Origin of the sequence: Litorimonas sp. RW-G-Af-16, assembly GCF_048319245.1 — a bacterium.
Lineage (GTDB): Bacteria > Pseudomonadota > Alphaproteobacteria > Caulobacterales > Maricaulaceae > Litorimonas.
Map to the genome: position 1 here is coordinate 1,769,751 of NZ_CP166993.1, position 22,307 is coordinate 1,792,057.

The window sequence follows — 22,307 nt, forward strand, 5'->3', positions numbered from 1 at the left end:
ACGGGGCCCAATAGTTTACTGACAGCGCTGTCACCCATTATTGTATCGAGGACTAATCATGACTGTAAGAGTTGCTATTAACGGATTTGGACGTATCGGACGCAATGTGCTGCGCGCCCTTCACGAAAGTGGACGGACAGATATCGAAGTCGTTGCAATCAATGATTTGTCGTCCACGGACAATCTCGCCCACTTGCTCAAATATGATAGCGTCCATGGTCGCTTCCCAGGCACAGTCAAAGTTAAAGATAACAGCATCGATATTGGCCATGGCCCGATCGAAATTACGGCTGTCCGAAATCTGGAAGATCAGAACTGGGCCGATAATAAAGTCGATATTGTATTTGAATGTACAGGCATATTCACAGCCCGCGACGCGGCCGCCAAGCATTTGGCAGCGGGCGCAAAGCGTGTCTTGATCTCCGCCCCTGGCGCCAATGCAGATGCGACAATCGTTTACGGCGTCAATGACAAGACCCTGACCAAAGACCACATTATCGTCTCCAACGGCTCTTGCACAACCAACGCTCTCGCGCCTGTCGCAAAAGTCTTGCAAGATAATTTCGGGATTGAGAACGGCTTTATGACGACGGTTCACGCCTATACGGGCGATCAGCCGACCCTCGATACAATCCACCGCAAAGATTATAATCGCGGACGCGCAGCTGCACTGTCCATGATCCCAACATCCACCGGTGCCGCAAAAGCCATCGGCCTTGTGATGCCAGAACTAGACGGCAAGCTGGACGGTAAAGCCATTCGTGTGCCAACGCCAAATGTGTCCGTGGTTGATCTTGTAGTGAACACGACGAAAAAAACCAGCGTCGACGCGGTCAACGCCGCGTTCAAAAAAGCCGCTTCCTCTGGCCCGCTTCAGGGTGTTCTGCAAGTGATCGAAGATACAGTCGTCTCAACTGACCTCAATCACGACCCGCACTCCTCTAGCCTCGTCCTCGGGGAAACTGTTGTGATGCACGATAATTTGGTTCGTATTCTGTCATGGTATGATAATGAATGGGGCTTCTCAAACCGTATGCTCGACACCGCCGTCGCTATGGGCAAATTTCTTTAAAGAATAGGATAGACCGATCACCAAACGCTTAGACACAGAGAGTTTCCTGAAACGCTTGCAAGAGCAACTGGCAGGGCATCGCACAGACATTGCGTCTGATCCGCAAGCCAATACAGTCAAAACGCTAGCCTATGACGTTTCCAAAGATGTGGAGGATCGCCATGTCGCCTTCCGTAATATTGAGGAATTGGTCAAATCACTCTCTGACACAGCGGCTATTGCGCGGGCGCGACGTTTGCGTGAACGCGCAGGCATGGATCGCCTCAGCAGTTTGAAGGCAGGCATCACTAAGCTTGCCAAAGAGAAAGCCAAAGACGGCTTTGAAGCTTTCAAAGCGTGGGCCGAGACGCCTGCGCAAGGCATCGTCCTCACGGCGCATCCCACATTTTCTCTCTCGCGGGACATTCGAAATTGCTTGGGTCAGATTGCCTCCAAAGACGACGGTGAATTTGACGAAGACATCGCCCAACTCAAGACCTATCCCTATTTGCCCAAGCGCGCACCGACCCTTATTGAGGAGCATGAAGACACGCAGGCGACCTTACATCGTATTCAATCTTCAATCGATGCCGTGAACGCGCAAATTCTTGATGTGGCGGCCAAAGCCTTTCCTGATCAGTGGACCACGCTAGCCCCGCATTTGATCGATGCCTATAGCTGGGTTGGCTATGATATTGATGGGCGCACAGACATAAGCTGGGGCGACGCTCTGCGCCTACGCCTCTCAGAAAAGCGCGATCAATTGGCGCGCTATTTAGACCAAATCAATGCCTTGGCCAGTCGTGCGAAATCTGGCTGTCCGCAAATTGAAACGCTGCAAGAGCGTATTGAATTCGGTCTTTTCAGCTCCAAGCGTGACTTGGCGATGTTTGAACAAGACATCACGGAGCCAGACAATCTGGTCGCAGCGGCAAACAACCTGACGCGAGACACAGAGAACCGTATCCTAAACCTGGCCGACCTCGACGGTATGATCGATGAAGCTCTATCTGCGCTCACGGCAGAAAAAGATAAGCGCGACCTACTCTGTATTCGCGCCAGTATGAAGGCGTTTGGCCTCGGCACAGCGCGTATTCACTTCCGCCTGAACGCGCGCCACGTTATGACCGCCATCCGTCCCGTCTTTAACATCACTGACAACGCCGCTGATAATCGCACTTTGATGAACCGCGCGTCGAAGATCACAAAGAACGTCAAGGCGCAGCCCGTCAACTTCGCCTCGCTCGCGCTGGAAAAAAATACTGCGCATGAGAAGATGATCCTCACCGCGCAAATCCACAAATATATCGACAATGCCACGCCGATCCGCTTGTTGATTGCAGAGACCGAGGACAGCCTCGTCCCGCTGGGCATGCTCTATCTGGCACGGCTTTACGGCCTGGAAGAAAAGCTCGATATTTCGCCCTTGTTTGAGACGGCGGATGCACTCAATAATGGCGGGCGGATTATCGGGAAGATGCTCGAAAACCCTGTCTATAATGAATATATCAAGACACGCGGATTGTTCGCGATCCAGACAGGTTTCTCGGATGCGGGTCGGTTTATGGGGCAAATCCCAGCGACTCTCCGCGATTGAACGGCTGCAATCACATTTCGCCGCAAAAATGGCCGCACACGATATGAAAGACGTGAAAGCGCTGGTCTTTAACACGCACGGCGAAGGTCTGGGCCGCGGCGGGCATCCCGGCTCTATCTCGGAACGCCTCGACTACGCCATGAGCCCATGGGCCATCCGCCAGTTCGAGAAGCGCGACATTCACCTGATACACGAAACAAGCTTCCAAGGCGGCGATGGTTTCCTCTGGTTCCAGACGCCAGATATGGCAGGCGCCACCGTGCGCTCACTGCTCCTGTCACGTTATGAAGACCGTAGCGAAGCTGAAAATGATGTCTTCTACACCGAGAATGATTTTTCGTGGGACGTCTTCCGCACGATCGGGTCAGAGCAAGACAGCCTCTACGCGGATGCCAATTATGTCGGACTTCTTGGGGGCTTTGGACAAAATATGCTAATCCCGACGGGCTCGCGCGCGGTCAAACGCGCTAAGCCAGGCGGCGGGGCGGACATGTTCAACCCGCGCCAACTCCGCGCCATTCCGCATAATGCAATTTTGCAGCAATTCGGCACCCCTGCCAATATCTTCTACGGCGTAGGCCGCGCGAGCCGCGATTGATCCCGAAAAATTCGTGACGCACTTCCATACATCAGCGCGGGCGAAATCAATCTTCGGTCTTGTTATTAAAACACTAGAGCGGACGAATTTGTCTATACTGACAGCTTATGGTCGCCTGTTTGATCCTGGCTTCTGGGTCAGCCGCGCATTGTCGGGTAATGAACCACAACTGGCGAATAAGAGCCTCATCATTGCGCAAACGCTGGAGAACAGCCATTGGCGGTCTCATATTATGGACCTGTCCAACCGCCTTCGTCTTGATCTTTATGATAGCCTTGATGTGCTGCGCCGTTGCGACGCCGATTTTGACGGTCCGCAAAACGAGACGTTGATCATCTTGCATGCGCTTCGCCTCGCCGTGATCATGAAAATGATGATCATCGTCACAGAACTGCCCGCCACCAGCGAAAGCGATACATCGCGCCTGACGGTCCTGCAAAAGCTGCAAACATTCCAGATCGAGAGTATTTTGGAAGACCTCCGTGAGCAATACCCCGCCAGCCGCGAAGCGCTAGAATGGACGGAAAAACTACTGGAAAAAACGGACAAGCCCGTCGCGCCTCAGGGGGGCTTCCCGCACATCGCTGAGACCATTACGAAACCCCTGCAACGTGCGTCTGAACTTACGCGGCAGATCACGATTGCGATTACCCATCATTATGATGCGTTCGGCTAATCTGATTGTATTTTAGAAATTAAGCGCGCCTCTTTCATGGGGCGCGTTTTGCGTTTTAGCGGTCGTTAAATGCCGACAATCGGCTGAACTAACTTCGCCATAAACGGCTTCATTTTCAGCGGCGCTTGCGTCATCACAAGACAGATGCAATCCTCGCCCTCATTGATATAAGGTGAATGTTCGGTTGTATCATCTTCGATATGAAGGTCGCCGCGCATATATGTGTCATCGCCCACCGTGTAACTGCCGGTTAGGATCAGGGTCCATTCTTCGCCCTTATGGCCGTGTTCTGGCATTTGCATCCCGCCCTTGGCGCGCAGCAAATACAGACGATCGCCCTCTTTATATTTACGATTACCCAGCAAATCATGCACAGCTACGCCAGGTATAAGAGATTTCCAGGGTATATCACGAAGGCCGTGGCCCAATATATGACGCAACGCATTGGGCGCCATACTGTCATAGGGCTCTTCAAATTTATCATTGGCACAACGCGGCGGCAATTTGGCCAAGACCTCACCCATAAAGAGAGGTGAGAGCGGCGTGCCGCCGACATCCACCATCAACGTCGCCGCGAGGTCCTCTTGGAACGCGATGCGTTCTGCGACTTCATCTGAAATTTCACTCTGACACGCGATGATAATATGCTTGGCAGGGCTGAGCGCACCAATCGCATATTCCGTCAGACTTTCGTCGACACATCGCACAGACGTCTTCACTTTGGCCGTCATGTTAGATCATCCACGTGGCGCTGCATGTTCGCTTTCAGCGTTTGAATCCCGCTGCGAATACGCGTTTTGACAGTCCCAAGCGGCAGACCCATTTCTTCCGATATTTCCTTGTGGGTCTTGAACTCAATGAAAGCCATTTTGATCGCCATTTGTTGCGGCGGCGAGAGACGCGCGATTTGCGCGCGCAGAATTTCGGAGCTTTCCTGCGCCATGAAATTATGTTCGGCGGACGGCACCTCGTCGTCTGCAATAATCTTCATTAGCTCGGGATCGCGCACATCGACGCGGCCGTGCTTTCGCTGATGATCAATCCATCGGTTGCGGGTCATCCGATAAACCCACGTAGCGAAGCTGGCCTTTTCAGGATCAAATGAGACGGCTTTGGTCCACACTTTGATCATAACGTCTTGCACAATATCTTCGGCCGTGCCTGAGCCGACATTACGCGCCATGAGCCAGCCTTTCAGCTTTGGCCCGTAAACTTCGAATAGATCAGACAGCGCACGTGCGTCTTGCTGCTCCGCAATGGCTTTCAGCCATAGGGCATCTCTTTTGGCGGCGCTGATACTTTTTTGGGAAGGTGCAAAGCCACCATAGGCCTTGCCTCGAGTTCCTGACATAATCCCCTCCTTAGTCTGGTGAGGTATGTCTTCCATGCTATAGTCTTCTAGGCCAAATGTCATGGTAAATCGCAAGTTTCGTAAGACAGCGACGTAATTGTCGCATTAATATGCATACGCAGCTTCGATGTGGGGGGTTTTAGAGGTGCGTCAATTCTGTCGCGTTTTGTCAGTTACGGCGTGTAAATCGTATAAGTGACATCTGCCGAAAGCGAACCAATACCTTGCGAGAAATCGTAATTATTGCCCGTCGTCCCAGCCCCGCGCAGATTGTAACGCGATTGAAAGCTGACAGCTTGTTGCATGATAGACCCGCGATTGGCGGCTGTTCTCTGCCCACCGTCAAAGACTTTGACCGGACCCGCAGACAAGTCATCTAAGGTGAAGCCGTTATTTTGACCCAGCACGACACCGGCCCCGCCAGCCCCGGGATCTTGCGCCCTTTGCCCCCAAGCATTTGCGCCGCCCCCACCTGTTACTTGATAGCGCAAACGGTAGCGAATATTCGTATAATCAAGCGACGAGAAGTCACCCGTCGCTTGGATATTACTAGCTTCGCCGAAAATATCGAACGGCGCATTGGACGCGACATAAAAGCGAGAGGCGCGTCCCCCCTGCCCTAGCAAGTCAATATCTGTCGTCGCATCAAGCCCGAAAGCATTATAGCTATCATTCGCATCCAGCGTTTGGTGCGGCGCGGTGCTATTAAATTGTCCGCCAAAAGTGGCGTCATTGACTTGAAATTCCCAGCCAGACCCCGTCCCGCTTTGGATCGGGTTGTAGCGCTGCGTATTGTAATTGATAGAGCGTCCATCCGCTGCAATCAAATCATCCCCCTCCGTCCCCGAAGGCGCGGAGTCGAGCAAGAGGAAATCGAACACTATCGGAGCCACGCCGCCATTTTCTTCAAAGTCACTTGCTCCAAACACAATGACTATTGAAGACGCGTTGAAGAAGGGGCGATCAATGACATTTCCATAGGCGGACGTCGCAGCCGCCAGCCCTGCAAAGGTCAACACACCGCTCAACAGCGCTTTGACAGACGTTAAATTCCGTTCCATCCGATCTCTATAAGCAATAGTGGCAAAGATTTTGGTAAAGCCTATCCTTAATAAAGCCTTATTTTACGCTTTCATCACGCCGCAGTTGTAATTGGCGCAGATCGTTCTATCTTTAGTCTATGCCGTCATCGTCCAACATATCCGTGCAAGAAGCGCCCGCCCTCTGGCAGCCGCATCGTCCGCAAAAACCGAGCAAGTCCGAGGGCGGGAAAGCTTTCCGCTTAGTCTCTGAATTTGAACCTAAAGGCGATCAGCCGAATGCGATCAAAGAATTGGTCGCAGGCGTGAATTCGATTGAGCGTGACCAAGTCCTGCTCGGCGTGACGGGGTCAGGTAAGACCTTCACCATGGCCAAGATCATAGAGCAGACGCAACGCCCTGCCCTGATCATGGCGCCCAATAAGACATTGGCGGCGCAGCTTTACTCCGAATTTAAGTCCTTCTTTCCCGACAATGCCGTTGAGTATTTCGTGTCCTATTACGACTACTATCAACCCGAAGCCTATGTCCCACGCACTGACACGTTCATTGAAAAAGACAGCTCGGTGAATGAGCAGATCGACCGCATGCGCCACTCCGCCACGCGCGCAATCCTAGAGCGAGATGACTGTATCATCGTCGCCTCTGTGTCCTGCATTTACGGCATCGGCTCTGTCGAAACTTATACAGCGATGACGATTGATCTGGCCAAAGGTCAAATGATTGATCAGCGCATGCTTATGGCGCAACTCGTGCAGCTACAATACTCTCGCAATGACCTCGCTTTTCAACGTGGCAGCTTCCGCGTGCGCGGCGATACAGTCGAGCTATTCCCTGCCCATTATGACGACACCGCATGGCGCTTTGATTTCTTTGGCGACGAGATCGACAGTATTACCGAGTTTGACCCGCTGACAGGCAAGACGGGCCGTTCGATTGACCGCGTTCGCGTCTATGCCAATTCGCACTATGTCACGCCGCGCCCCACCGTGCAGTCCGCGATGAAAGGCATCAAACACGAGCTTAAAGAAACTCTCAAAATGTTCGAGGCCGAAGGCAAGCTGCTTGAAGCCCAACGCATCGCGCAGCGCACAGAATTTGATCTGGAAATGATGGCCGCTCAGGGGTTTTGCAACGGAATCGAGAACTACTCCCGCTACCTGACAGGTCGTGCGCCCGGTGAACCGCCGCCCACCTTATTCGAGTATCTCCCCGAAAATGCGCTCCTTTTTATGGACGAGTCCCACGTCTCTGTGCCGCAAATTGGCGGTATGAGTCGCGGTGACTATGCGCGCAAATCCACGCTCGCAGAACACGGCTTTCGCTTGCCAAGCTGCATTGATAACCGTCCGCTCAAATTCGAAGAATGGGACGCGATGCGCCCGCAAACTGTCCACGTCTCCGCCACGCCTGCCGATTGGGAAATGGAGCGCACGGGCGGCGTGTTTGTCGAGCAAGTGATCCGCCCCACGGGCCTGATCGATCCCCCCGTCGAAATCCGTCCTGTGTCCAAGGACGGCGGCAATCAAGTCGACGACGTCATTGACGAAGTCCGCAAAGTGGCCGCCAATGGCTTCCGCTCGCTCGTCACCACACTGACCAAGAAAATGGCCGAAGACCTGACGGAATATATGAATGATCAGGGCATCCGCGTGCGCTATATGCACAGCGATGTCGACACGCTGGAACGTATAGAGATCATCCGCGATCTGCGCCTTGGGAAATTTGATGTGCTGATCGGGATTAACTTGCTTCGAGAAGGGCTCGACATTCCCGAATGTGCTTTTGTGGGCATCTTAGACGCAGACAAAGAAGGCTTCCTGCGTAGCGAGACCGCTTTGGTGCAAACTATTGGCCGCGCGGCGCGAAACTCTGAAGCCAAAGTCGTGCTTTACGCCGATAAAATTACTGGTTCTATGGAACGCGCCATGGACGAAACCGCGCGCCGCCGCGAACGTCAAATCGCTCATAACGAGAAGCACGGTATTACGCCAAAAACCGTCTTACGCGGCGTCGCTGATATGGTCGGCGATAGCGAAGCCAGCCAGAAAATCAAAGACGAAGCCAATAGTTACACCCCGTCTGGCCTCAAGAAAAAAGGCAAATCCGGCAAAGCCCAACGCGGCGTCCTCGAAATGGCGGAAGCCGGCCAAGAACCCTATATGGGCGGCAACATGCTCGCCACAATGGCCGACCTAGAGAAGCGCATGTTCGAAGCCGCCGAGAATTTAGAGTTCGAAGAAGCCGCTAGGCTACGCGATGAGATGAAGAAATTGCAGGGTGATTGACGTCCTCATTTGAGGCAGAGGCGCTATCTCTGCTTGGCTAAACCAAGCCCTTGTCCGTCCCGCAAACCTTATCCCAGAACCGAAAATATAGGCCGTAATTCCCTTTGAACTTTGTGTGGTGGAGGTTGTGGTGGCTGGCCGTGATAATGTGGCGACCCCACCAACCGCGCACCCAACGGTCGGGATAGACTTCCCATCCCGCGTGATTGAAGACGGCATTGATCGTCATCAGCATGAGGAGGAACAACGCCATACCAATATGAAGCGGAATAAAAATCGCCATCACGGGGAGCAGCCATGCCGCGCTGAGGGCTTCAATCGGATCAAAGGAGAAGCTCGCCCACGGGGTCGGTTGGACAGAGCGGTGGTGGCCTTCGTGCGTCCATTTAAATAACTTACGGTGGTGCATCACGCGATGCGTCCAATAAAACCAAGTGTCTTGTGCAAACAAATAAATGAAGCCCGAAATAATTAAATAACTCCACCCGAATAATCCATCTGGCAGTCCCGAATACAGCGCTGTGCCGCCCGCCTTCCACATCTCGATGACGATGGCTGCGGGGGCGGCGTAGATGAAGGCAGAGATGGTGGAGAGTTTGATCTCGTTGCGGATCGTGGCAGGCGTCGGCTCACGTTTGGAGAGCCGGCGGGCGCGTTTTGGCTCTCGCGTCCAAAGCATATGGTGGATCGGCCAGACGATGGCGAAATAGCGCCCAATGATGATTGCTGTAAACGCCAGATAGGTGATCAGTAATTGCAGCGGCGGAATTGAAAGGAGGCTGTCCATATGACTTAAATGACGGACTTAAACCAGTCGGTAAATGCGGCCTTTTGCGCATCGCTCAAATGCACACCAAGCTTGGTGCGTCGCCACATAATATCGTCCGCAGACGTTGCCCATTCATGCGCAACAAGGTAGCGCGCTTCGGCCTCATACAGACCTTCCCCGAAATGCTGCCCCAGCTGCGGCGCAGGATCACCGTCGCCCAGCAAAAGCGTCACCCGCGTCCCGTAAGCATGACAGAGGCGTAGCAAGACTTTAGCGTCAACAGACGGATAGCGAGTCTGCATCAGCAGGTAAAATTTGTTGAAGTCGGCATTGGGTATATCGCCGCCAGGTAAGCCCGCAGTCTCCGTCCAGCCTCTGTCTTTATAGTCAAAGAATTTATGTAATTTCTGCATCGCATGTTCTGCCAGCTTGCGCGATGTCGTGATCTTGCCGCCGTAAATCGAGAGGAAGGGGGCGTCGTCGATGAACTCATCAATGTCCAAAACATAATCACGCGTAACGGCCGAAGCATTGGCAGATTTATCATCATAGAGGGGTCGGACGCCTGAATAAGTCCACGTCACATCATCGGGTGTTATATCTTTGGCGAGATATTCAGACGCAGCCTCACAGAGATAATCTATCTCTTCTTGGCTAATTTTCACGGGACCTTCAGAGGGATCGTAAGGCTGATCCGTGGTCCCGATCAGGGTGTAGTCACGCTCATAAGGAATAGCGAAAATGATACGGTTGTCGGCGTTTTGAAAAATGAAAGCAAAGTCGCCTTCGAACAATTTCTTCGTAACAATGTGGCTGCCTTTGACGAGGCGTACAGATTGCTCATTTGTTTTGCGCTTAATTTTCTTGAGAACCTCGTCAACCCATGGCCCCGCGGAATTAATTATGCCTTTGGCTGTGATCGTCTCTGTCTTGCCTTTATGCTTGATCTGCGCAGCGTAACCTTCGCCCTGCGTTTCAATCGACAGGACCTCTGTCCGCGTGCGAATATCCGCGCCACGGTTAGACGCGTCGACGGCATTCAGGACGACCAGACGTGCATCCTCAACCCAGCAATCAGAATACTCAAAGCCTTTGGACAGGCGCTCTTCCAATATACCTTTAAATGGCGCTTTGTGCAGGTTAACCGTCTCTGTGCCAGGCAATTTATCGCGACCACCAAGGCTGTCATAAAGAAACAAGCCAGCCCGCAACATCCAAGCGGGGCGCAAGCCTTTATCATAAGGCAGAACAAACCGCATGGGCCAGATAATATGCGGGGCAGCGCGGAGAAGGACTTCGCGCTCAATCAACGCTTCGCGCACCAAACGAAATTCGTAATACTCCAAATATCGCAAGCCCCCATGAATCAACTTAGTCGAACTCGAGGAGGTGTGGTTGGCCAGATCATCACGCTCACAAAGCAGGACTTTCAACCCCCGCCCCGCCGCATCTCGCGCAATCGCGGTCCCGTTAATGCCGCCGCCAATAATAAGAAGGTCATAATCCATACTCCTCCTATAAACGCTTCGCGCCGTCATGCCACTTTCAAATTGACGCAAGAGCCGCCACGCGCCAAAACTATATCATGACACAAGTTATCCTTTCCATCGATCAAGGCACGACCAGTTCACGGACGCTCGTATTTGATAGGGCGGGAGAAATTCTTTTCACGGCGCAACAAGAATTTCCGCAAATTTATCCGCAAGACGGTTGGGTCGAACATAACCCCGAAGCGATTTGGGATACGGTCTATGACACGCTTAGCGAGGCCTATGCTTGGGCGCAAAATCAGCAATATGACATCGCGGTCATCGGGATCACAAATCAACGGGAAACGACTGTGGTGTGGGATCGCAAAACGGGCAAGCCGATTTACAACGCTATCGTATGGCAAGATCGCCGCACCGCACAGATTTGTCGAGACCTCAAGGCTGACTATTCGGAAGCAGACATATCCGCCAAGACGGGGCTGCTGCTTGATCCTTATTTTAGCGCAACGAAAGCCGCGTGGATTTTAGACAATGTCAAAGGGGCTCGCGCTCGCACCCACCGCGCTGAGTTCGCATTCGGCACGATTGATAGCTTTTTGATCTGGCGACTGACAGAGGGCCGTGTTCATGCGACGGATGCCACCAATGCCAGCCGCACGAATCTATTCAATATTCACACCCAATATTGGGATCCAGACTTGTTAGATATATTCGACATACCCGCCAATATTCTGCCCGAAGTTTTGGACTGTGCCGATGATTTTGGCATTTGCGAATTGTTTGAAACGCCCATCCCCATCCGGGGGGTCGCTGGCGATCAACAAGCGGCCGCGATCGGCCAAGCTTGCTTTGAAAAAGGCGACATTAAAAGCACGTATGGCACAGGCTGTTTTGTCATTCTCAATACGGGCAAAAAAGTTGTCGAGTCGAATAATCGATTGCTGTCCACGGTCTGCTACCGCCTCAACGGGAAAACTACCTACGCGCTAGAAGGCTCGATTTTCATGGCAGGCGCTTCGGTGCAATGGCTACGGGACGGGATCAAAATTATCGATAGCGCTGCAGAGACAGAGGCAATTTGTGCCAAACTTGATAGCAATCACGGCGTCTATCTCGTGCCGGCTTTTACAGGGCTAGGTGCGCCGCATTGGGACCCAGACGCGCGCGGTGCGATTTTTGGATTGACTCGAGATACAGGCCGCGCTGAATTCGTCCGCGCAACAGTCGAGTCCGTAGTTTACCAGACCTATGACTTGCTCCGCGCCATGGGCGAAGACGGCGTCGCCCCCAAAGGTTTGCGCGTGGACGGCGGTATGGTCGCCAATAGCTGGATGGTGCAATATCTGGCCGATGTGCTGAACATCCCTGTTGACCGCCCCAAAGCGCTCGAAACGACGGCCCTCGGCGCGGCCTATTTGGCGGGGCTTGGCATCGGACTTTTCGCAGACCTTACGGAAATTGCGGATCATTGGCAGGCAGACCAAAGTTTCACACCAAACATGAAGGAGGATGCCCGCGTCCAAGCACTCGCGGGCTGGCATCGCGCGATTGGTAGGGTCGTTGCGGAAAAATGACGAAGAGCTTCGAGAGAGCCTTGAAACATCATACAGTTTGCGCCATATCCTCGCTGACTGACCAGGGGGGATAGCTCAATTGGTTAGAGCCGTCGGCTCATAACCGATTGGTTGGGGGTTCGAGTCCCTCTCCCCCTACCAGCCACTCCGCGCGTTTTATTCCTGCGATCTGGTGCTATGTGTGTCGACCATCACGGCCGCTCCGATCTGTCCTAACACATTAACACAGCTTCGCATCATATCTGGAATACGGTCTATGCCTAGGACAAGAGCTAAACCAGCGACAGGTACGCCGATCGCATCGAGGGCTGGAGCCATTGTGACGACGCTGGAAGACGGCACTGGCGCGACGGTAAGGGATACGAGAAAGGTTGCAAAAAGCACTGTGCCTGCCGCTCCGATCGCGACTGGCACGTTGAAGATATGGGCGAGAAATATAATCGCAGCTCCTTGAAACAAGGCACTACCAGGACGGTACATAGATGCACCTAGAGGGATAAGCAAATCCGCAACGGTTTCAGACACGCCAAGTTTTTTAACGGTTTCTTCCAGCGAGACGGGAATAGCCGCCGCAGTGCTTGTGGTCGAGAAGGCGACTGAGGACGCGCCCATCGTGCCCTTCAGGAATTCCGCGGGGCTCACCTTTGCAATGACAAGTAAGAGCGGCACAAGAACCAGTCCAACAAACAGAAGCAGCGCGATCGCCACACAAATAATAAAAACGGCCAGACTTTGGATCAGCCCCCAGCCCAGAACAGCTGTGGCGGGCGCGATCAGGCCAAATATCCCGATAGGCGCCGTATATAAAATCCACCAAACCAGCTTGATGAGCGTGTCGCTGACATCTTCTGCCGCTGCAATCATACGCTCCCGCCGCTCTGTCGCTAATGTCCCGGCGGCAGCGGCGAACAGCGCCGTAAAAACAATCAGCGGAAGCAGCGCTCCGTCAGCAGCGGCTGCAATGGGGTTGGGTGGAATAAGGCTGACAATGAAATCCGTTACGCTCTGTAATTTGGGAATTGGTGCAGCCTCGACAGACGGCATGTCTATCTCTGGGGTAAAGCGTAGACCAAAGGCCATAACGCCCATGCCGAGAAGAATAGCGGGGATCAGAGTGAGCCAATAAAAGGCTAGAGTCATACCGCCTATCTTACCGAGCTTCCTGACATCCCCCAATCGGGCAATACTGGCGAAAATGACTGAGACAACCAGAGGAATAACAATCATTTTAATTGCGTTGATAAATATCTTTCCGAGCGGCTCTGCTTCACGTGCAATGGTCTGCAATACGGGATTATCTGTTGCCGCCGCGCCGAGGCCAACGGCGAGTCCTAAAATAAGACCTAAGGCAATTAATTTATTGAGCATGATCGTCTTCTCTTTTGCCGCATCGTTTCAAGACTTTGCCAGAGGGTGTGCTTCGTAGCAGGTTATCTTTAATAGCAAGTTGCCCATTTACAAAAAGGTAGACAACGCCGCTCGCCAACAATTCTGGGTTTTGGTAATCAGCCTTGGGTTTGAAATTATCAGGATCAATTATGGCAATATCAGCTTTATATCCTGGGCGCAGATACCCACGGTCACATATGCCGAAAGTGTCAGCAACCAAGCCGCTACTACGATAGAAGAAAGATGCATCTGACATAAGCCCTTGTCCGCGCACATAGTCGTAAAACTTTTTAGGATAGCTGGCATATTTCCTTGGGTGACCCTTGCTGCCATCGGAGCTAGTCATCACCCAGTCCTGCACCATGAAGCGCTCAACATCGCCCTGACTCATATTGAAGGATGCGATGCGCGCATCGCCTTCGCGCGCAATTTTAATCGCCATATCAATAGAACTAATTTTGTATTTTGCAGCGAGCTGCGCCAGTGTTTGACCCTGCCAATCTGGATTGGCTTGCGTGATAAGAATAGCCTCCGGGCCACCACGGCGGCGAAGATTTTCTGCAGTCTCTCTTCTAATTCTATCTGCGAGCGCGGGGTCGGATAGACGAGCCATATAGTCTTGCTCTGAACCAGACTTTACCCAGCGCGGCAACAGCGCGTTTGATATGCGCGTACCCGACGCTTGCCAAGGATATTGATCCGCCGTGATATTAAGGCCGTCAGCCCGTGCGGCCTCTACCATGTTAATGATGGCCTCGCTCTTGCCCCAGACATCCACGCCAAGGGCTTTAACATGAGATATATTGGCGGGAATATTTGCCTCGCGCGCAATCTCTATAACCTCAGAAATTGCCGCTTCAAGACCGATATTATAGGTGGCTTCATCACGGATATGGCTGTCATAAATCCCGCCATTGTCTGAGGCGACTTTGGCCAATGCTATAACTTCATCAGTTTCAGAAAAACTGCCAGGTGCATAAAATAATCCCGTTGATAGACCCAAAGCGCCAGCGTCCATACCGACTTGAACCTGCTGCTTCATTCTATCTAATTCATCAGGCGTCGGCGCGCGCCTATCTCCGCCTATGACAGATTTGCGCAAGGCGCCATGACCAATCATCAGGGCCGTATTCGTCCCAATCCCCAAGGTTTCTAATTCAGCAGTAAGACCTGAAATATCAGGATCACCAATGCCGTCACTGCCGTTCACAACAGTTGTCACACCTTGAAAAAGATAGTTTTTATTGAGGCGTGTATCAGCGTCGTTTGAGCGCAATTCCTGCAAGCTATGGGTGTGAGGATCTATGAAGCCCGGAATTACAAAGAGACCTTTGGCGTTAATTAATTGATTAGCTTTTACAGAAATCGGTTCGCCGACATATATAATTTTATCGTCTCTGACAGCAACGATATAATCTTGCGCAGATGATTGATCGCCCAGGAAAACGCTACCATTTTCTATCACATAATCAGCTTTGATCGTGGGTTGGCATCCCAAAATGAACAGACCCGCAATGGTGCAGACCCATGACCTCATTGACCTGTCTCATGCTTTAAGAGCAGTCGCATCATCTCTTCGGCAAACACCCTTGCCGATAGATCAATCGCGTCTCGGGGCGTATCGTCGCCAACTTCATATGTGATCGCCGCAATGCCGTAGGTTTCATACATATAATTTTTCGAGATGGGCTTGCCAGAATTATGGCGGGCTTCGCGCGTAAAGGGATAGACTTTATCATCCAAACGCTCATCCACAGCCTCAAGCCAGTCCCGCGCAAACATTGGCGGTTGTGTCGGCTCCTCATCCGCTTGAGTGTAGAGCAAATTGCGCCAAGTCGAATGGAAATCGAGGAAGAAGGCAATCTCGTCCTGCCCGGTCTCAAAGCGCATAAATGCGTCCCGTGCCGCGCGAGTCTCGGGTTGCTTGAACGGCCCCCAATCCCGGTTTAAATCTGTCCCGCCGTCATTAAATCGCCAATGTCCAGCGTCTACGCCGTCTGGATTTATCATGGGAATAATCAGCACATTGAAATGTTGTAGGAACCGCTTCGACAGTTCGCTATCTCCTAAGACGGCCTCCGTGAAAGGGATAAGTGCCAAAGCGCCTGTGACCTCTGGCGGATGTTGTCTGCCAACCCAAACAACATAAGGCTTCTTAACATCAGGCTCCGTCCGCACCTCTAGCATACGCAGCGGGTGTCCGTTTCGCGATCTTCCAATAATGGAGTCCGTAACAAAGGGAAGATCGGCGATTTTGTCGGTCCAGGCATCATGGGCATTGGACGTGAAGATTTCCTGCGCTGAAATATAAAAAGGTCGGTCATCCATCTTCACGCGAAAGACAAATTCCGAAGGGCGCGGCCTTGGAGTTTTAGTGCCCGGCAAACCCTGCCAATTCACACCGTCATAGCTAAGCTTAGGTCGGTATCGATGGGTGCCGTTCTCATAATTTAATTGGAAATTAATCTGACCTGTCTGTTTTGGGTCGATCCGAAACCCGTACCAAGGGCTATTATTAATTGTTTCGCCTGCAGGGTCCGTCGCCTTTTCGGGCAGAATAGTCAGGCGGAAACTATCCTTAGAAATGACTTCGCACCCATTCACCCGCGCCGTATCATGTTCCACCCTAATCGCGGCCATAGCACTCTCGCAAAATGACGCTGACGTGGCCACGGATAGTCCTTGCGCAATATCGCCCGCTGGCCCAGCAGACACGCAAGCGGTCAAGATAACTGCGCCACATACAATGAGTTTATTTACCTTACGCCGCATTGTGACCTCCCTGTTTTGCCATCATATTTGTCTGCGCATGGCCGATCATATTTGCGATCTTCATCGCACTTCCGGCTGCAAAAGTATAGCCGAGCGACCCGTGGCCAATATTGAGATAAAGCCCTTCGACCAAGGCTTCCCCTATAACAGGAACGCCAGATGGCATCATTGGCCGCGCGCCTGTCCACTTCGCGATAGGCCCATCAAAATCAGCTGCATCAGGCCAAGATTTTCGAGCGGTTTGTAGAAGTAATTCAAGCCTTGCCTCAATATTGTTGGGCCGTTGATTAACATCCACAAATCCTGCGATACGAAACTCTTGCCCTAAATTCGCGTAAACTATTTTGTTCTTCAGATCAGTAACGCTGGTGCGCGGAGAGCTTTTTTTGGACTTCAAAGTCAGGCTATATCCTTGAGCTGAATAGACGCGTGGAGCAATACCTAGCGGCTTTAAAAGAGGTAAGGCCTCATTGCCTAGACAGACGACAACCATGTCTGCAGCGTGATATTGTTGGTCAGTTTCAATCCCCGCAATCCTCTTATTTTTCGATAAGATTTTCGAGACGATCTCTCCAAAATAATAGGTCACACCGAATTTTTGCTCGGACAATGTCTTCAATGTTTTGCAGTAGGTAATAGGGTTGAGGGCATAGTCTTGCTTTGCATAGATGCCGCCTAGAATATTTCCCTGCCAAGCGGTTAGGCTAGGTTCGATTTCAAGACAGCGTTCGTATGATACGAAACCGTCATCCTGTTTCATTTTGTCAAAATCTGCAGTGTCTTGGGCTAAGACTAGCTTGCCATGTCCGGTTGGCTTTAATTCCGATGGCGCATCCAGTTTAAAACTCTCAAGCGCTGCACTGGAAAGTTCAGCTAAGGCCTGTCGCGCTTTGCGGTTGGCGTCAAATCTTGCGGACGTACAGTTTCGCAAAAAAGACATGCCCCAGCGCATATAAGCCATATCGGCTTTAAATTTTAGCTGCAACGCGTTGTCCCGTCCCAAGAGGTAAGTCGGCAATTTTCGCAAAGTGTCAGGACTCGCGAGAGGGTCGATATAGCTATAGGATAATTGCGCCCCATTGGCATGACTGGCCCCCATTGAAACGTCCGCTGCCTTATCAATGACAGAGACGTCGTGCCCTAGACGCCCAAGCGCATAGGCGGTCGAAACACCTATAACGCCAGCGCCAAGAACACATATTTTCATGATTTAATCCTTCTTTCGGCAAAGGGGTATCGATCTCTTGCCGAGCAAGAGTTTTAAATAGAACAGGCCTGGACCTGCTCTATGTTAGGGGAGGATTAGAACGTCTTGCGGACGCTGCCATACCAATAGCGGCCTCGGTTAGAGTGGAGGCTCACGAAATATCCGCGCGCAAATTCATCCGCGATTGGGGGCTTCTTATCGCCCACATTCCGTACACCAAACCGCAAACGAACATTGTCAAAGATACCGTAAGTTTCATCTTCAAATGTGTAGTCACCATACAGGTTGAGCGTTCTGAAAGCAGGGATTTCGAGGAAGTCATAATCCGACCCAGTTACAGACGTATCACGGACATCGCCGACATATTTATAGAAAGCGCCAAGACCCCACGCGCCTTTATCCCAACGCAAAGATCCTGTGTAACGCCATTCCGGATTGCCATTTTCCTTGATCAAGTTCTCTTGACCGACAACATCGACCAGTGAATTTAATTCACCACTATTAACAGCGTCAATCAATGCCTGACCTTCAGCTGACGGGCTCTGGAAAAACTCGCGGATTTGCGCGGCATTTGCACTGATTTTAAAACGCCCGAAGTCAGTATCAAAATCAAGCTGACCTCCGATGTCTAGACCCTCAGACGTGCGCGGATTGAGGTTTCTAAATCTCTGGCTGACCTCGACAATTTCGCCTGCCCCCGATGGATCAAGCCCAACGGATGTAAACAGATCGGCCAGATCTGCATCCGGCGTTGCGCGAACAACATTGGGATTAGAACTGCCTTGAAGACGCAGGGCGTAGTCCAATGAAATTTCATTTTGATCAGAGAATAGACCCACAATATCTGTTTGCTCAATTCTCCACCAATCAGCGGTCAGAGTTAAATAATCTGACAACTCAAACGTCGCACCAATAGAGAAGTTTTTATTGGATTCAGGTTTCAAGTCAGGGCCACCGCCGCGCGCGCCCTCGACGCCCACACTATCGCAGTTATCATCACTCGTGAAATTCCGATCGCCAGCATCTAGCGCGATCGCCTCACATAAAATCCAGTCTTCGCGGCCAGTATTAACACGCCGGATTTCTGTGGCATTGATCTGCTCCAAATTGGGCGCCCTGAAACCTTCAGCATAGGCGCCTCTGATTTGAAATTGCTCAATCGGGAACCAAGACGCCGCAATTTTCGGCTTCAAGACTGACCCTACATCGGAATAATTCTCCGCCCGCGCGGCAAGTTGCACGTCAAAAGAATGAACCAGAGGAATGTCCATGTCTTCACTGACCAGCGGAAGGGCGAGTTCTACGAAGGCCCCAAACACATCGCGTGATCCATTTGTATCGGGTGTTGGGCTCGTGCCCATAACATCTGACGGCAAGGTATTGCCTGTGACGCTGTCGGTGAATGTGATTGTTCCGTCCAGACGATCATCCCGATCATCCGTATAGGATTCGTGCCGCCACTCGACGCCAGCGGCCATACCAACGCCGCCAGCAGGCAGTGTGAATATCTCTGGATTTGAGAGTTTTGCATCCGCCAAGGTGAGAGTTGTTTTGCTATCGCGTTTGACGTCGACCAAGAAACTATCAATCGTGCTTTGCTGATTTAATCCGCTAGGTTCACTGAAATCGGCCGTGCTGCCGCCAGAGAAAACATTATAGGCGGAGCTATCTGTCCGCGCGATGGCCTCTTGGAACAGTGTCAGACTAACCCGGTTTGTGCGGTCTTTTGTGGTCGCCTCAGAATGTAAAAATGCGGTTTCCCAATCCCAATCATTCCAGTCACCCCTAGCCCCACCGAGCAAGCGGAAGCTGTCATTCTTGACTTTAATCTGACGCGGACCCGCATCAATAGGGCGCAGGCGGCCAATAGCAATCGCCTCACCGAATGGATTATAAAAAGCTGTTTCGGGTATACTCACGCCGTAACGCTGACTCGTGATAATTTGGGCGGTTTCACGCTCGCGAAAATAGTCGGCATAATAATATGACGCCTCACCAAACAGCTCGATGCCGTTATCTAATTCGTGATTGACGAATGAGAAAATATTGTATCGATCTGTATCGCCAACAATGTCGCGATACCTTGCGCGGTCAAGGCGCAAATTCGCTAGGTTGCTGGTCGAGCCGCTATTATCCGCGCAAACGCCACCTGGTAAGTCAGGGCCGCGGCAGCCGTCGAATGTGTCAGGCTGAATATGAAAGTCATTATCTCCGATTCCCGTAGCTTGACCACCCGAAACAGTGCGGAAGATGCCCCAGGGTGTGTCGAGGCTCGTATTGCGTAATTGTGTGTCGCCCTCGTAAATCGTGCCTTCAAAGAATGGGCGCAGGTCTTCTGTCGATGAATTGCGAAGGTCAGTTGCGGGCATGCCGTTGCGGAACATGACATTGCCGAAGATCGACACATTCGTGCGGCCTTCATTGAAATCCTTGCCCCATTTCACCGTCCCGCTGAGCTCATCAAGGCTCGTGCCTTCTGATGTCCCGTATTGGATTTGCGTTTGCAGGCCGACATAGTCATCATCCAGTTGAGTATTGATAACCCCAGCCACAGCGTCTGATCCGTAAACGGCTGACGCGCCATCTCTTAGGACTTCGAGTCGTTTAATCCCTGTCACTGGCAGCGCGTTCGAGTTGACTGAAACCACAGGCGTTTGGTTCACCGCTTGCGTTCCGGGATGGTTGACGAGCCGCCGCCCGTTTAGCAAGACCAAGGTATTCCCATCACCAACGCCCCGTAAATTCACTGATCCCACATCACCGCGTGCGCCGTTTACACCCGTGAAAGCGCCTTCAGTAAAGGTCACGTCGCCAAGCTGTGGAATGGCCGCCAAAAGCTCATCGCCACTGACCGCGCCTGTCAATTCAATATCGGTTTCGCTCAGTGATGTGACGGGTAGAATGCCCGCAATACTAGAGCCTTTAATCTGTGTACCGACCACGACAACTTCGTCTACAGGGGACGAATTGTCTTGAGCTATGGCGTCTGAACTGACGCCAATGAGCGCGCTAGACAGCAGCAAATGTGATGCGATTGAGCGATATTTCATGATAGTCCCCTTTGTCTAATTTCTTCCAAACTGACCGATTCTGGTGGCGGTATCAAATAGCTATCATTTTCTTGAGTATAGACGCAGTCTATGCATTTAGACATCGCAGCAAATCATTTTACAAGCCGTTTATGATCCTTTCTTTGGCTAAACATATGCATCGCAGTCTGTAATTCCGCGATAAAATCAGTTTTGATTTTGGCGCCAGACATTTTTTGCCGCGTGATAACATCGACATTGATCGGAATAGGCGGCGAGAGGCGGCGGAATTGTAAGCCTGATGCGTCGCCTGACAAAGCCGTGACGGCGTCAATAATCGCCACTCCTGCGTTTTGTTTTACGAGCCGCTTGGCCAAGTGATAGGTTTCCACAATGATATGATTTTCAAGCGGCCCTTCAAACACATCTTCTAATCGACGGTTCAGAATTTGACCCAATACGCTCTTCCCGTTGAGCGTGATGAGCGGAAATTCACGCATGTCTTCCAGCGTTAAGGTCTCACTATCCGGCAGTTTCATCTCGGCGGGCGCGACACAGACGAAGCCAGTTTGGCCGATATTAACCGCTTCAATCCCAGGGTAATTCGGCGCGTCGAATACTAGCCCTATATCGACAGTTTCATCCAGCAAAGCCTTGGCCAGTTGGCTCCCATGGAGTGTTTCCGTCTCGATCACAACATCACTGCGGGCCCGCGAAAAAGCCGCCAGTGCAATAGGCCCAACTTCGAGTCCAAAGGCAGGCGTCATGGCAAATCGCAAATGCTTCCCTTTAGTCGTCTTCAGGCCGTAGGCAAAACGATTGAGGTCATTGAGTTGTTCGAGCAAGGGTTCGATCTTATCAAACAGCAGCACCCCTTTCTCACTGGGGGTCAAGCGTCCCGCAATACGGTCAAATAAGGCAAAGCCGAGTTGATCTTCGGCATGTTTTAACACCTTACTGACGGTCGGCTGAGAGACATTCAGCGCCCTGGCTCCACCGCTCACAGACCCCGTCACATAAACCGCGTGAAAAATTTCGATATGGCGTAGTTTCATACAGCCATAATTTCACTTCACCCATAATAGCGTCAATGCTTATTATTCCGCACTTGGTCATGCGTAGGACAAAGTGGCGTACATAATCACAGCTTTGATCGTCGATTTTTGGATAAGGGCTTGGTTTAGCCAAGCGGACATGTCGCCTCTGCCTTATTCAATTAATCATCAACGATTAAATGAATTAAACAGGACGGATAGGACAGCCCGCGAAGCCAGCATCCGTGACGGATACCGAATAGTTAGTTTTGTTTCTCACGAAAGTAGCTTCGCGGCGGTGTTTGTTGATCAGCGGCCAGTTGTTCGCATCGAGACATTCCTTAGAATATCGAAATGATCGGCCCCGCTTAAAAAGGGTCACGCACGCGGTTGTCACTCCGGATACGCTTAACCACACCGTCCTCTGATCCAAAACCTGACG

Annotated in this window: 17 protein-coding genes and 1 tRNA gene; 7 read left to right on the plus strand and 11 right to left on the minus strand. The window is 51.8% G+C overall.

The genetic code is table 11. From position 1 onward, the window contains the following. The first annotated feature begins 58 nt into the window (after positions 1–58). The 4 genes from gap to AB8615_RS08790 all read left to right on the plus strand — a co-directional run bounded on the left by gap (position 59) and on the right by AB8615_RS08790 (position 3,922). Positions 59–1,072: a type I glyceraldehyde-3-phosphate dehydrogenase gene (gene gap, locus AB8615_RS08775; protein ID WP_409432229.1), complete on the plus strand. Its 1,014-nt coding sequence runs from the start codon at positions 59–61 to the stop codon at positions 1,070–1,072. Positions 1,073–1,127: 55 nt separating this feature from the next. Then, positions 1,128–2,648: a phosphoenolpyruvate carboxylase gene (locus AB8615_RS08780; RefSeq protein ID WP_418152226.1), complete on the plus strand. Its 1,521-nt coding sequence runs from the start codon at positions 1,128–1,130 to the stop codon at positions 2,646–2,648. Positions 2,649–2,676: 28 nt separating this feature from the next. After that, a complete protein-coding gene (locus tag AB8615_RS08785) occupies positions 2,677–3,246 on the plus strand; it encodes a hypothetical protein (protein WP_418152228.1) in 570 nt (189 codons plus the stop codon). An 88-nt stretch (positions 3,247–3,334) separates the two neighbouring features. Then, on the plus strand, positions 3,335–3,922 hold the full coding sequence (locus tag AB8615_RS08790) for a hypothetical protein (protein WP_418152229.1): 588 nt from the start codon (positions 3,335–3,337) through the stop codon (positions 3,920–3,922). Between the two features lie 65 nt (positions 3,923–3,987). On the opposite strand, the gene AB8615_RS08795 is transcribed toward AB8615_RS08790, so the two are convergent. The 3 genes from AB8615_RS08795 to AB8615_RS08805 all read right to left on the minus strand — a co-directional run bounded on the left by AB8615_RS08795 (position 3,988) and on the right by AB8615_RS08805 (position 6,334). Further along, positions 3,988–4,653 (minus strand): ChrR family anti-sigma-E factor, encoded by a 666-nt coding sequence (locus AB8615_RS08795; RefSeq protein ID WP_418152231.1) that lies wholly within the window; start codon positions 4,651–4,653, stop codon positions 3,988–3,990. Continuing rightward, entirely contained in the window at positions 4,650–5,273 is a 624-nt protein-coding gene (locus tag AB8615_RS08800; RefSeq protein WP_409432232.1) for an RNA polymerase sigma factor, read from the minus strand. Before AB8615_RS08800 ends, AB8615_RS08795 begins: the two co-directional genes overlap by 4 nt. Before the next feature lie 173 nt (positions 5,274–5,446). Further along, positions 5,447–6,334: a hypothetical protein gene (locus tag AB8615_RS08805; protein WP_409432233.1), complete on the minus strand. Its 888-nt coding sequence runs from the start codon at positions 6,332–6,334 to the stop codon at positions 5,447–5,449. A gap of 119 nt (positions 6,335–6,453) precedes the next feature. Here AB8615_RS08805 and uvrB point away from each other — a divergent pair, with 119 nt between their 5' ends. Beyond that, the gene (gene uvrB, locus AB8615_RS08810) at positions 6,454–8,601 is read left to right on the plus strand and encodes an excinuclease ABC subunit UvrB (protein ID WP_409432234.1); all 2,148 of its coding nucleotides are present in this window, start codon (positions 6,454–6,456) and stop codon (positions 8,599–8,601) included. A 37-nt stretch (positions 8,602–8,638) separates the two neighbouring features. Here uvrB and AB8615_RS08815 read toward each other — a convergent pair whose 3' ends face one another. After that, a complete protein-coding gene (locus tag AB8615_RS08815; RefSeq protein WP_409432235.1) occupies positions 8,639–9,388 on the minus strand; it encodes a sterol desaturase family protein in 750 nt (249 codons plus the stop codon). Between the two features lie 5 nt (positions 9,389–9,393). After that, positions 9,394–10,878: a glycerol-3-phosphate dehydrogenase gene (gene glpD, locus AB8615_RS08820; protein ID WP_409432236.1), complete on the minus strand. Its 1,485-nt coding sequence runs from the start codon at positions 10,876–10,878 to the stop codon at positions 9,394–9,396. A gap of 77 nt (positions 10,879–10,955) precedes the next feature. On the opposite strand from glpD, the gene glpK reads away from it, so the two are divergent. Both glpK and AB8615_RS08830 read left to right on the plus strand, forming a co-directional pair. After that, the gene (gene glpK / locus AB8615_RS08825) at positions 10,956–12,434 is read left to right on the plus strand and encodes a glycerol kinase GlpK (RefSeq protein ID WP_409432237.1); all 1,479 of its coding nucleotides are present in this window, start codon (positions 10,956–10,958) and stop codon (positions 12,432–12,434) included. A gap of 64 nt (positions 12,435–12,498) precedes the next feature. Beyond that, positions 12,499–12,575 (plus strand) — tRNA-Ile (locus tag AB8615_RS08830). Between the two features lie 15 nt (positions 12,576–12,590). Here the strand turns inward: AB8615_RS08830 and AB8615_RS08835 are convergent. The 6 genes from AB8615_RS08835 to AB8615_RS08860 all read right to left on the minus strand — a co-directional run bounded on the left by AB8615_RS08835 (position 12,591) and on the right by AB8615_RS08860 (position 21,886). After that, positions 12,591–13,802 carry a dicarboxylate/amino acid:cation symporter gene (locus AB8615_RS08835; protein WP_409432238.1) on the minus strand — a complete coding sequence of 404 codons (1,212 nt, stop codon included), beginning with the start codon at positions 13,800–13,802 and terminating at the stop codon, positions 12,591–12,593. Beyond that, a complete protein-coding gene (locus AB8615_RS08840) occupies positions 13,792–15,360 on the minus strand; it encodes an N-acyl-D-amino-acid deacylase family protein (RefSeq protein WP_409432239.1) in 1,569 nt (522 codons plus the stop codon). Before AB8615_RS08840 ends, AB8615_RS08835 begins: the two co-directional genes overlap by 11 nt. Further along, complete coding sequence (locus AB8615_RS08845; protein ID WP_409432240.1) at positions 15,357–16,595, minus strand: M14 family metallopeptidase; 1,239 nt, start codon at positions 16,593–16,595, stop codon at positions 15,357–15,359. The genes AB8615_RS08840 and AB8615_RS08845 overlap by 4 nt, the downstream gene beginning before the upstream one ends. Further along, positions 16,585–17,802, minus strand: coding sequence for an FAD-dependent oxidoreductase (locus AB8615_RS08850; RefSeq protein WP_409432241.1), 1,218 nt, complete (start codon positions 17,800–17,802; stop codon positions 16,585–16,587). The genes AB8615_RS08845 and AB8615_RS08850 overlap by 11 nt, the downstream gene beginning before the upstream one ends. A 95-nt stretch (positions 17,803–17,897) precedes the next feature. After that, positions 17,898–20,852 carry a TonB-dependent receptor plug domain-containing protein gene (locus tag AB8615_RS08855; protein ID WP_418152236.1) on the minus strand — a complete coding sequence of 985 codons (2,955 nt, stop codon included), beginning with the start codon at positions 20,850–20,852 and terminating at the stop codon, positions 17,898–17,900. A 113-nt stretch (positions 20,853–20,965) separates the two neighbouring features. After that, on the minus strand, positions 20,966–21,886 hold the full coding sequence (locus AB8615_RS08860; RefSeq protein ID WP_409432243.1) for a LysR family transcriptional regulator: 921 nt from the start codon (positions 21,884–21,886) through the stop codon (positions 20,966–20,968). Between the last annotated feature and the right edge of the window lie 421 nt (positions 21,887–22,307).